This is a genomic window from Liquorilactobacillus ghanensis DSM 18630 (genome assembly GCF_001435235.1).
In the GTDB taxonomy this organism is placed as follows: Bacteria; Bacillota; Bacilli; order Lactobacillales; family Lactobacillaceae; genus Liquorilactobacillus; species Liquorilactobacillus ghanensis.
In genome coordinates this window covers 56,971-68,779 of sequence record NZ_AZGB01000009.1, presented here as the reverse complement: position 1 = coordinate 68,779, position 11,809 = coordinate 56,971, and the positions used below count along the sequence as shown (strand labels likewise).

Below are 11,809 nucleotides of genomic sequence, written 5' to 3'. Positions count from 1 at the left end.
TTGCATTCAAGCCTTTTAATTAGCAGCGGTTAAGTTCAACGGAGAATTAGCAATCTTGCAGCCGGCTTTTGTTAATTCTTCCAAATAAGCAGCTAAAAAAACTCGCTGAACTGTATTTTGAGCACCGTTTTTAGTATAAATAACTACTCGCAATGCTAATTGACCATGACCATTGTCAACAGTTCCAAGTAAAGTTGGACCTTGGGTAATTTCAGGATACTTGGGAGCTAATTGTTGATTGACAGCTTTAATTATCTTCGACATCTTAGGAATATCTTCATTGGGTTCAAAATAAACATCAATTAACGCGCGCATATCATTGCGCGAAAGATTGCTGACGATGGTAATGTTTCGATTGGGTATAAAATGAAGGGTTCCATCATAGTCAATAATTTGCGTTGTTCGTAATCCAATAGCGTGAATTGTACCGCTGATCGTACCGATTTTGACGGCATCACCGACGTCAAATTGCTGTTCTAGTAAAATGAAAAAGCCAGTTACCACATCGGTTACGAAACCTTGTGCCCCTAAACCAAGAGCAACACTCAAAATTCCAGCACCGGCGATCAGAGTTCCAACAGGGATGCCTAGGGCTGATAGAACACCATAAAAATAAAAGAATAAAACACAATAATGGAAAATATTTAATGATAATGTATAAATAGTGTTCATCCGATTGGAAGTTAGATGTTGGCCACGTTTAGTATGTTTAAAGCTATGGCTGATAAATTTTTTTCCAAGCCAGTTGATGAAAAAAAACAATACCGATAGTAAAATAATCGAAATAGCAACACTAATTATTTTTCCGATAACGCCGTCCCAATTGATATTGGTAAAATAATGAGTTAAAACGTTTGTTTGTCGGTTCATTTGTTTAGATACAGTTGAAGTTACCGTATCATTTTGTTTAGTTAAAAAGAAAGTCTGCATCTTTACCGCTCCTTTACGTCTTGATTTCTATCATAACAAAAAAATTTCAGCTGTGCAGAATTTTTACACCGGATATGTATCCGCTGTTTTGATTGCAGTTTTAAGTCAGCAATGCTATTCTAAAAGCAAGTGAAAAGATGGGGAGGAAATATCATGACATTTACGCTTGGACAGCTAGCAGGTTTGATCGCAGCACTAGCATTTTTATTGTTAGTCATTTTTTTGTGTGCTGTCTTGATTAAAACAGTAAAGATTATAAAAGAAACACAACAAAGCATTAAATCGTTAACTAATGATGTCGATTCAATTTCACATGAGGTAGAATCATTACTGGTTAAGTCAAATGATTTGTTAAATGATGTGAATGGAAAGGCCAAAACAATTGATCCGCTTTTCCAAACAGTTGCCGATTTAAGTGAGAGTGTTTCCGATTTAAATGATGCTGGCCGTTCCTTAGCAACTAAGATGACCTCATCTTCCAAGAAGGCTGGTAAAACAGCAATTGCTTGGAATCTTGTTAAGTATTTTTATAAAAAGCATAGTTCAAAGAAGAATATTTAAAAATAGATTTCGTTCAATCAGGAGGAATTTATATGGTTAAAAAGAGTTCGGTTTTTTTTGCAATTACGGCAGGAGTTGCCGCGTATGCAGTTACTAAAAAGGTTTTAAGTTCTGATCAGAGTAAAGTGAAAGCTAAGTTACAAGAATTCAAAGAGGAAAGTGCGGAAACAGGAGTTCGCTATTATAACTATGCCCGTGACTTTTTTAATGATGAAGCTGCGAAACCTTCTTTTGACGGCTTGAAGAATAAGGTTGTTGAAACAGCAAGTGATTTAAAAAATAATGAAAAAATAAATCAGGCTTTTTCGTCATTGAAGTCGGCTACAGCTGATTTGCGTTCAGAACTTGCGGCGCAAAAAGAGGCTGCTAACGCTGCAGATGAAGAAGAAACAGCTGAAGATGAAATTATTATTGACGGACGGTCTGCTTTTGGCCAGGCAAAAGCTGCTGCTGATTTTGAAGAAGATCATCCAACAGAGACTTTCTTTCCACATGGAGAATAGTTTTTAAAGGGAATTTTATAATCACTAGCTGCCATAAAGTGATTTGGCAAAATTTAGATTTTTGTAAACAGGAGTGGGAAACCGCTCTTTTTTGTTTGGATAATAATATTATTTAAGTATAAAAAATACCAATTTCTGAAATTCAAGTTTTCAGAAACTGGTATAAAATATTTGAATTTGAAAAATTAATTAATTGAGGTGATTTTATTTAACTGGTAGAACTTGTAACTCTTTGTTAGTGTGTGTGAAAGGTTCAACTCCGTCAGCTGTAACGTGAACACAATCCTCGATCCGAACCCCAGCAACTCCTGGAATATAAATTCCTGGTTCAATAGAAAAACACATTCCTGGTTGCAGTTCCATATCGTTTCCTTCCATGATTGAAGGAAATTCATGCTCACTTTGTCCCATTCCATGGCCTAAACGATGAATGAAGTATTTACCAAAGCCTGCTTTATCAATAATATCACGCGCAATTTTATCAAGCTGTGAAGCTTTCATTCCTGGTTTGGCAGCTGCTTGGGCTGTTAATTGAGCTTCCAAACAAACTTGATAAATATCTTTGGTTTTTTGATCGATTTCACCAAAAGCAACCGTCCGACTGGCATCTGAAATATAGCCTTGATATATCACGCCTAAGTCAAATAATACCAGTTTGTTTGGCTGGATCAAATCAGTTTTAGGGGCACCATGTGGTTCAGCTGCATTAGTTCCGCCTTGGACGATGGTGTCGAAACTAGTATGTGTGATTCCTTTTTTCTTTAAAGCATACTCAATTTCAGCTACAACATCTTGTTCGGTTCGTTTGGTCGACAAAGCATCAAAACCGACTTTAAAAGCAAAATCAGCCCATTTTCCAGCAATTTTCAGTTTTTCAATTTCATCAGGTGTTTTAATCAACCGTTCCTGTTCAATTACGGGCGTTAAATTGCCCTCAAATTTAGCTTGTGGAAATTTTTGCTGCAGTTGTTCGAAACGGGAGACATTTAAATTACCCTTTTCAATTGCCCATTTGACGGGATGCTGATTGCGTTGCAAAACTTGAGCTTTAATAATTTCGTATGGATCTTCGTGGTCTAAGTAGCCATAAACTGGGTATTTCCAGCCAACTTCTTTGACAGCTTCAACCTCAAGCGCTGGTGCAAAGATGAATGGTTCTTGGTCGGCAAAAACAAAAAGTGCTAAAGTTCTTTCTACCGGATCACTAGAAAAACCGGTATAGTACTGAATATTTTTGAAATCACTAATATAGCCGATTTGGTAGCCATTAGTACTTAACCAATTTTGTAAGTTTTCAAGATGTGACATTTCATCGCTTCCTTGTTATTGATAGTCTGATTATAACATAAAAAGTTTTTTTATCGCAGGTAACGAAAGAGCTCATTAATGAAAATAATATGAAAATAGATGATTTCATATGATTAACCGCTTGCAATTAGTGCTATATTTTGCTAAATTAGATAGTGACAGTGAAAATGAAATGAAAGCGAGAACTTTACTAATGGAAAAACATACAATTACAATTTATGATGTTGCTCGTGAAGCAGCTGTTTCAATGGCGACAGTTTCTCGGGTTGTTAATGGCAATCCGAACGTCAAACCTGCTACACGAAAAAAGGTTTTAGAAGTTATTGATCGTTTAGATTATCGGCCTAATGCTGTTGCTCGTGGCTTAGCCAGCAAAAAAACAACGACGGTTGGGGTAATTATTCCAGATGTAACAAATATCTATTTTTCATCCTTAGCGCGAGGAATTGATGATGTTGCTACTATGTATAAATACAATATTATTCTGGCTAACTCGGATGGCAATCCGCAAAAAGAGTTACTTGTGTTGAATACTTTGCTGGCAAAGCAAGTTGATGGAATTATTTATATGGGCAATAATATCAGCCCTGAATTGCGTGCCCAATTTTCTCGCAGCAAAACACCAATTGTACTGGCTGGTTCAATTGATGATAAAGAAGAAATGGGCAGCGTGCATATTAACTATGCAGCAGCCGTTGAAGAAGCTGTAGCTGATTTATTGAACCATGGCAATCAGCGAGTAGCCTTTATTTCTGGACCGTTGAGCGAACCAATTAACGGTGAATATCGTTTGAAGGGCTATAAAAACGTTTTGGCTAAAAATGGAATTGATTTTGATTCAGAGCTGGTTTTTGAAACAGACTATAGCTACCGGGCCGGGGAAATCTTGTGGCCAGCAATTGTTTCAGCTGGAGCAACAGCAGCTTTTGTCGGTGATGATGAATTAGCAGCTGGTGTTTTGAATGGTGCTCAAGATGCCGGTGTTAAGGTCCCAGAAGAATTTGAATTGATTACGAGCAACAATTCAAAGATCACTGAGATCGTTCGTCCAAAGATGTCATCGATCACTCAGCCACTTTACGATATTGGCGCAGTTTCAATGCGTTATTTAACTAAAATGATGAATAAAGAAGAAATGACTGAAAAAACAGTTGAACTGCCTTACGGTTTTATTAAGCGTTCAACTACTAAGTAAGCAATAACGAGGAAAAACGGTGATCAAGGTTTTAAAGAAAAATACAACTAAATTTTATATTTTGTTAGCTTTGGGGATTATGGCGATCCTGTTTGTTAGTTCTTCGATGACTTATCATCAGCAAACAACCGTACCTTTGCTGGAACGCTACTTGGCAGCTAAACCATTTGAAAATCAATTGTCGCATATTTCGTTTACTTATGGCGGACAAGTGGTTAGCGTGCAAGTTGCCGGCTATTTTAAATTTATTGAATTTTTCATGCGAAAAGCAGCGCACTATTTTATTTATTTAGGTTTAGGAACTTGCTTTGCCTTAGCTTTACGGAAACGTTTAGATGGGAAAATATTGACAATTTTCGTCTGTACTTTGATGTCGTTGGGGTATGCAGCGCTTGATGAATTTCATGAATTGCTAACAGGTGGTCGAACACCGTTGTTTCAAGACGTTATTTTAGATGGCATTGGGGCATTAACTGGGATTTTGCTGGTAGTTTGGTTTAAGCGTAAGTAAGCGATTGTAAAACAAATTTGATTTCAGTCGGAGATTTTGCTAGAATTTAACTTGACTGTAACGTCGATTAGCGACTATTAATTTGGAAAGAGGTATTGGAAATGTCAGGACATTCTAAATGGAATAACATCCAGGGCCGAAAAAATGCTCAGGATGCCAAACGCGGTAAAATTTTCCAAAAATTATCACGTGAAATTTATATGGCGGCTAGAAGTGGCGGTCCTGATCCGGATGGTAATCCGCAATTGCGCTTAATGCTTGATAAAGCGCGTGCTGCAAATATGCCGAAGGATAATGTTAAACGTGCGATTGATAAATCAACTGGTGCAGATGGTGCTAACTATGAAGAAATCACCTACGAGGGTTATGGCCCAGGAGGCGTTGCAGTCTTAGTTCATGCATTAACTGATAATCGTAATCGGACAGCATCCGCAGTCCGAGCTGATTTTACGCGTAATGGCGGCAATTTAGGTGAAACTGGTTCGGTTAGTTTTATGTTTGACCGACGAGGCTATATTGCAATTGCTCGTGAAGGCTTAGATGTTGATGAAGATCAAATGTTTGAAGATGTTATCGACGCTGGAGCTGAAGATCTTCAAACTTCGGATGATGTTTTCGAAATTTATACAGATCCGAAAGATTTTACCGCTGTTCGAGATGCGTTGGAGAAAAAGTACGATTTAGCGAATGCTGAGTTGACAATGATTCCTAAGAACTATGTACCTGTTCCGGCTGACAAGGTTGAACAGTTTGAAAGAATGTTGGACCGGTTGGAAGATGAAGATGACGTCTCCGAAGTTTATCATGCAGGCGAATTACCAGAAGATTAATTTAATATAAAAATAATTAAAATACAGCTTGAAAGCGAAATTTTCGTTTTCAAGCTTTTTTTTGTCAAAATTTTTTTTACTGCGTATTTAATTACAACAGGGGGGTGAAAAGATGATCGAAAAATTAATAACTGAAATGTTGCAAGATTTTGTAACGCAAACTGCGACAGATGTTTATTTTATGCCGCAGGGTAGCGATTTTGAAATAAAAATTTTAGCACAAAATAATTTAAAAATTTATCGGCGTATTCCGCAAAATTTTGGCATGCAGATTATTAATTATTTAAAATTCAGAGCAGGATTAATGTTGAGTGAACATCGCCGGCCACAAACCGGTTCCTTGGTGTTTGACGGTCTACAGGCTTCAAATCATAAAGTTTTTGGCAGAATTTCAACAGTGGGTGATTTTCAAGGAAAAGAATCAATGGTTATTCGGTTAATTTATCAGTTGCCACTGATGCAGGACAGCTTTTTCTTTGAAAATCAATATCAATTTCTTAAACAGCAGCTCCAGTCCAAAGGTTTAATTTTGTTTTGCGGTCCCGTTAGTTCCGGTAAGACAACTACTATGTATCAGTTGGCAAATTTATGCAGCCAACAGCAAGTGATGACGATTGAAGATCCGGTTGAAATTTATGAACCAACTTTTTTACAATTGCAGGTTAATGAAAAAGCAGGAATGACTTATTTAAATTTACTGAAAGCAGCTTTAAGGCATCATCCAGATCTTCTAATTATTGGTGAAATCAGAGATCAGGCAACAGCTCAAGCAGTGTTTGATGCAGCATTAAGCGGTCATTTAGTTTTTACAACAATTCATGCTGATTGTGCCGCAAGTGCTCTGCGACGGCTATTGGATTGGCAGATTCCAGCAGCTGATGTGGCAGCGGCTGTTCGCGTGGTTAATTATCAGCGACTTTTACCAACTATAAACCAGTCATTTAAAGTTTTGTGTGAACAAATGGTAGTTGACCAAACAAGTTTAATTGCTTTAAGTAGTAGTTCAATTTCAGCTGAATGGGGGCAACAACTTAATGAATGTTTTCAAAACAATTGGATCTCTTTATCGACAAAGAAAGCTTTTACAGCAGGCTAAACAAAAGCGTTGGACTTTGCAGCAGCAAACAGAGTTCTTTCAGACATATTATGCTTTGCTGCGTGAAGGATTTTCTTTAAAGCAAATAGCAATTGATTTGCCCTTACTTTATCCGCATGACCAAGCAAGATTTAGCAAGTTGGCTGCTGAGTTGAATAAAGGTCAAACGTTAAGTGCCAGTTTACGACCATTTATTAGTCGTGATGTAGCTGATCAATTATGGATTGCTGAATCTCATGGAATGCTGTTGCCTTGTTTGCAACAATTAGGAAAGTTTTATACACAAAAGCAGCAACATTTACAGCATCTACGGGCAGTATTATTATATCCATTGATTTTAATCATAATGATGCTGTTTTTACTGTTCAGCATAACATTTTGGCTGAAACCAGAATTGCAATTGATTCAACCTGATTCGACAGCTCCGAATATGACACTTTATTGGTTAAAATTAACGTTATTAGTTATTTTGGGTGGAGTATTTCTTAGCGTACTTATTTATTTAAGTAAAATCAGACAAAATTTTAAAAAGCGACATTATATTTCGCGATGGGATTGGTTCTGCGAAATACCGATTTTAGGAAAACTATTTCGGACATATGCATACTATTATTTAGCTTTTAATTTGGGCTTGTTACTAAATGGTGGGCTGGATCTTAAAAGTATTTGTCAGCTTTTAGATCGATTTGATCAAAAATCACTACTTTATCAGTTTAATTTGAACTTACAAACTTTGTCGGCTTCAGGTAGTGAATTACGTTTTTTGGCTGAGCAAAAGAAATATATTCCACCAGAATTTCGTTTATTTTTCAGTAAAGGAAGCACACTTAAGGATTTAAGCCACGAATTATTATATTATGCCGATTTAACTTATCGACGATTACTGCTGGAACTGAATCGGATGATCGAGCTTGTTCAACCGATAATGTTTATCATAATTGGACTGGCAATTGTTTTTATTTATTTAAGTATTTTATTGCCAATGTATCAAAATATTGGAGGTTTGAATTATGGAAAAGAATAAGGCACGTTTTCAAGGTTTTACTTTAATTGAAATAACAGTTACTAAATGTTTTTATAGTTCAAAGCGCCAGCTAACACTAATATCATGACCTTTTACTATTATTTCTTTAATCAGTTTTCTAACAACTAATTTTTGTTTTTCATAAGAAAGCTTCTCAATGTTTCCACATTCCTTTAAAATTGCAGTCGCTCCGTCAGGACTTAGCTCAGGAGTTTTGTTTTTAATGTCTTTGATTTGCTCGTTTATTTGAGCTCGTTCTTGCTGAATCTGTTTTCGCTTTTTATCAAGCATTTTTAAGTCAAACGAATCAGAATTAATGTATAGATTCATCAGACGTTCGGATTTAACATCAATCTTTTTTAATTGCTGTTTTAACAGTTTGATATTACCAGAAATGTTATTTTGCTCATGGACAATACTTTGAGGATTTAACTGTAGCTTTCTGATTTCTCTGATAACATGTTCCTCTAAATCCTTTTTATTTAAAAATGGCTGACTACAAAAAGAATATTGGCGATTGGTAAATGTTTTTTTCTTAATAGAGCTTGGACATTTATAAAACTTTGATTGTGATCCATCTTTGCGTGGTACATAGATATGCAAACCTAAGTTGGCACTGCAATATCCGCATTTTAGTAGCCCCGATAACATGTATTTAGACTGAAAAGGACGTGGATTATTGTTCTTTTTATAAGCTTCAATTTGCCTGACTTTTAATTCTTTTTGCACTTTTTCAAAAACATCTTTAGAAATAATTGCTTGATGTATACCTGGATAAACTTTCCCTTTATATTCGTTAAAACCGGTATAAACTCGGTGTTCTAAAATTTGCCTGACGGTTCGATATGACCAGGGGACTGACTTTCCTAAATGGCCTTCTTGGTTCAGTGTGTTCCGTAGCTTTGTAATGGATATTCCACTTAAATAATCGTTATAAATCCGTTTAACTACGTTTGCCTGAAACTCATCAATTTCAAATTTACGATTTTTATAACGATAACCAAACGGTGCATTGCGCCACGACATCGGTAATCCATTTTTAGCACGTCCGATTTTCCCCATTTGCATGCGTTCTTTTATCTGTTCACGCTCCAACTGGGCAAACACCGAAAGAATTCCGATTGACGCTTTCCCAAACGCTGTGGACGTATCGAAGTTCTCATTTAAGCTTACAAAAGCAATTTCATTAGCATTAAACACATCTTCTATTAAGTGCAAGGTGTCTTTCTGGGAACGGCTCAACCGGTCTAATTTATACACCAGAACAGCTTCAAATTTATTATTTTGGCAGTCATTAATCAACTGCTGCATAGCCGGCCTTTCGAGATTAGAACCAGAAAAGCCTGGATCCTTGTACACTTTGTAAATAGAGTAATCTTTAGCTTCACAGAATTTTTTCAGGCGGTCAATTTGCTGTCCAATTGAGTAACCTTCTTCGGCCTGATCAATGGTTGAAACTCTTACATAACAGGCAACTTTCATGTTCATGTTGCATTCATTCCTTTCGTAATTTAAAATAGAAAAAGGGTGTTGAGTGTGCATATTGCGCACAGTCCACCTCAATATTTTTTTAACAGGGCACATCTCAAACTTTGGTCGGGGAGGGATGTGTTTTTTGTATCTACAGATTTAAAGTAAAGTCGTATGTGTGATCTGAATTATTGTCGTCATAATCATTTGTATTGTAATTGCCATCAAATTTAATTCTTACAGTTTTTAAATTTGAAACATCTTTAATAGGCACAGTGACACTTCCATTTTTGGTTACACCGTTGCTAATATCGCCGTCCCATGTTTCTCCGGCATCAGCTTCATGTTGTTCAGTATTATTAAAAATATAAGTGCCTTGTGTTGGATATATGCTAATATCTCTATTAGCTTTTACATTAAAATAAATTCTCACAAAGCCAGTAGCCTGAAAAGTACCATCGTTTGCTGATTTGTATTTAGTTGGATTCTTAAGCGTATATACAACTATCTTTGCAACTTTTACTGTTGCTGCATTCCACATAGTATTTTCGTAGTTAGTTAGATATGTTTTACTATGTGAAATTGAATAATTTTGATAACTTACAGTTATTTTCTGAGGAGAAGTGGTATTTCCCTTTTCTTTATTTGTAGTTGAATGGCCAGAAACCTTTTCTGTACTATTCTGCTTAGTATTGTTATTAGATTTAGAATTACCAGTACTACCAAAAGAACCAATTAAAAAAATAATAACAACAACTGCTAATACCCATACCCACCATTTTTTATAAAATGGTTTATTGAGTTTTTGATTTTGGCTATCTTTGTAAGAAGTAGAGCTTTCATCTGAAACTGGATTTTTTTTGTTTGATATTAAATGCCAAACAAAGAAACCAACTCCGATTATAAATGCAAGCCAACTCCAAACAATTAAATCACCATAAATACCTGACATAGTTATTCCAATTAACCATGCGATCAAAAGCATTACCATGCATGCTATATCGCTTCCAAGAGATGTTTTGGATTTGTTAACTATGTAAACAATTCCTGACGCTAAAAAGAGAATAGCAAATATTAAGCCTGATCCTTCACTTGTTCCGCCACTGTTTGTTAGTGCGTCTCCAAAACCAGCAAGCATAGATTGAAATACTATGTAAACTGATAAAACAATCATTAAAATCCCCACAACTAATTTAGTTGTTTTCATATAAAAGCCCCCAAGAATAAGTATAGTTGTTTACTGAATATGTGTATCTAAAAAGATTATATAACATTATGTAAAAAATATCCGAGTTATGTTAAAATTAACTCGAATACTTACTAAACTCTAGCTTGCTACCTTCACTCTTGCGAGCTAGAGTTTATTTTTTATAACTCCGCTGTGTATTTAACAGCTTTCCCCAAAATCCTAACTGGATTATCCTTGCCGACAATAATTGGCGTGTAATCCGGATTGTCAGGCATTAAGAACATGGTCTTTCCTGAATGCTTAATCCTTTTTAATGTAGCTTCATTAGTATCAAGCATCAAAACAGCTGCTATTTCATCATCTTCAACAGTTGGCTGCTGACGAATTAAAACTTTTGATCCACTTGGAATAGTCGGTTTCATCGAATCACCCTTAGCTTTTAAATAAAAGCACTTCCCGCTTGGCAAGTAATTAACCGGTTCGTCAATATATTCCTCAATGTTTTCCTCAGCTAAAATCGGATCACCACAAGCAATCTCTCCCAATAATGGTACTTTAACTGTCTTAGTTATTGGGATTATATTATCTGGCTTTTCGCTGATTAATTCTGAACGTGTAATATGGAAAAAATCAGCTAGTTGTTGAATTTTTTCAATTCTTGGGTATTTTTCAGCATTGGCCCAACTTCTTACTGTTGAATCCGAAATATCAAGAGCCTTTGCTAGGTCTGCAACAGTCATTCTTCTTTTGCTTAGTTCTTCTTTTAAATTATTTGCAAGCGCTAATCTAACTTTATTTTCTTTTGCCATATTTTTTTACCTCCTTTCAAGTTACATATTACACTAAAAGTGTGGTAATGTAAATACACTTCTTTTGAAAAAATAGTACTTTAAGTGTTGACATCTTACTTTAAGCGTGATAAATTGAAAATGTCGAAAGGAGGAATGTAAAATGACAGCAAAAATTGAGCCAAGAGATATGAGTTTGAAAGCTGCTCGGATAAACGCGGGTTATTCTCAAGAAGAGCTTGCTGATTTGCTTGGTGTATCGCCAAAAACAATATCTTACTGGGAAACCGGTAAAGTGAAAATTAAGCCAATTAATCTTTATGGTATTGCTTATGTTTGCAAATTGAATGCTGATTTAATTAGAGCCTAATTTTTTATATCTTCAATCACACTTTAAGTAAGAA

At 35.8% G+C, this 11,809-nt stretch carries 13 protein-coding genes; 8 read left to right on the top strand and 5 right to left on the bottom strand.

The genetic code is table 11. The features are described 5' to 3' along the window. Window positions 1-15 precede the first annotated feature (15 nt). Window positions 16-930, bottom strand: a complete 915-nt coding sequence (locus FC89_RS03245; RefSeq protein WP_057871115.1) for a mechanosensitive ion channel family protein — start codon at window positions 928-930, stop codon at window positions 16-18. A 153-nt stretch (window positions 931-1,083) separates the two neighbouring features. Between FC89_RS03245 and FC89_RS03240 the strand changes: the two genes are divergently transcribed. Beyond that, entirely contained in the window at window positions 1,084-1,491 is a 408-nt protein-coding gene (locus FC89_RS03240) for a DUF948 domain-containing protein (protein ID WP_057871114.1), read from the top strand. A gap of 32 nt (window positions 1,492-1,523) precedes the next feature. Continuing rightward, the gene (locus tag FC89_RS03235) at window positions 1,524-1,994 is read left to right on the top strand and encodes a hypothetical protein (RefSeq protein ID WP_057871113.1); all 471 of its coding nucleotides are present in this window, start codon (window positions 1,524-1,526) and stop codon (window positions 1,992-1,994) included. A gap of 204 nt (window positions 1,995-2,198) precedes the next feature. Here the strand turns inward: FC89_RS03235 and FC89_RS03230 are convergent, their stop codons facing one another. After that, a complete protein-coding gene (locus FC89_RS03230) occupies window positions 2,199-3,302 on the bottom strand; it encodes a M24 family metallopeptidase (protein WP_057871112.1) in 1,104 nt (367 codons plus the stop codon). A 193-nt stretch (window positions 3,303-3,495) separates the two neighbouring features. Between FC89_RS03230 and ccpA the strand changes: the two genes are divergently transcribed. From ccpA to FC89_RS03205, 5 genes are all read left to right on the top strand, one after another. Then, window positions 3,496-4,497, top strand: coding sequence for a catabolite control protein A (gene ccpA, locus FC89_RS03225; RefSeq protein WP_057871262.1), 1,002 nt, complete (start codon window positions 3,496-3,498; stop codon window positions 4,495-4,497). Window positions 4,498-4,576: 79 nt separating this feature from the next. After that, window positions 4,577-5,008 (top strand): VanZ family protein, encoded by a 432-nt coding sequence (locus tag FC89_RS03220; RefSeq protein ID WP_057871261.1) that lies wholly within the window; start codon window positions 4,577-4,579, stop codon window positions 5,006-5,008. A gap of 101 nt (window positions 5,009-5,109) precedes the next feature. Then, window positions 5,110-5,838 carry a YebC/PmpR family DNA-binding transcriptional regulator gene (locus FC89_RS03215; RefSeq protein WP_057871111.1) on the top strand — a complete coding sequence of 243 codons (729 nt, stop codon included), beginning with the start codon at window positions 5,110-5,112 and terminating at the stop codon, window positions 5,836-5,838. A 112-nt stretch (window positions 5,839-5,950) separates the two neighbouring features. Beyond that, window positions 5,951-6,934 (top strand): competence type IV pilus ATPase ComGA, encoded by a 984-nt coding sequence (comGA, locus tag FC89_RS03210; protein ID WP_057871110.1) that lies wholly within the window; start codon window positions 5,951-5,953, stop codon window positions 6,932-6,934. After that, window positions 6,873-7,958, top strand: coding sequence for a type II secretion system F family protein (locus FC89_RS03205; RefSeq protein ID WP_057871109.1), 1,086 nt, complete (start codon window positions 6,873-6,875; stop codon window positions 7,956-7,958). Before comGA ends, FC89_RS03205 begins: the two co-directional genes overlap by 62 nt. Window positions 7,959-8,009: 51 nt before the next feature. Here the strand turns inward: FC89_RS03205 and FC89_RS03200 are convergent, their stop codons facing one another. The 3 genes from FC89_RS03200 to FC89_RS03190 form a co-directional block, all read right to left on the bottom strand. Beyond that, window positions 8,010-9,446 (bottom strand): recombinase family protein, encoded by a 1,437-nt coding sequence (locus FC89_RS03200; protein WP_338040045.1) that lies wholly within the window; start codon window positions 9,444-9,446, stop codon window positions 8,010-8,012. A 133-nt stretch (window positions 9,447-9,579) separates the two neighbouring features. Then, window positions 9,580-10,635: an MFS transporter gene (locus FC89_RS12940; RefSeq protein WP_338040044.1), complete on the bottom strand. Its 1,056-nt coding sequence runs from the start codon at window positions 10,633-10,635 to the stop codon at window positions 9,580-9,582. 161 nt (window positions 10,636-10,796) lie between these two features. Then, a complete protein-coding gene (locus tag FC89_RS03190; RefSeq protein ID WP_057871108.1) occupies window positions 10,797-11,426 on the bottom strand; it encodes a LexA family protein in 630 nt (209 codons plus the stop codon). Between the two features lie 142 nt (window positions 11,427-11,568). Here FC89_RS03190 and FC89_RS03185 point away from each other — a divergent pair, with 142 nt between their 5' ends. Continuing rightward, entirely contained in the window at window positions 11,569-11,775 is a 207-nt protein-coding gene (locus FC89_RS03185) for a helix-turn-helix transcriptional regulator (RefSeq protein ID WP_057871107.1), read from the top strand. The last annotated feature ends 34 nt before the right edge of the window (window positions 11,776-11,809 follow it).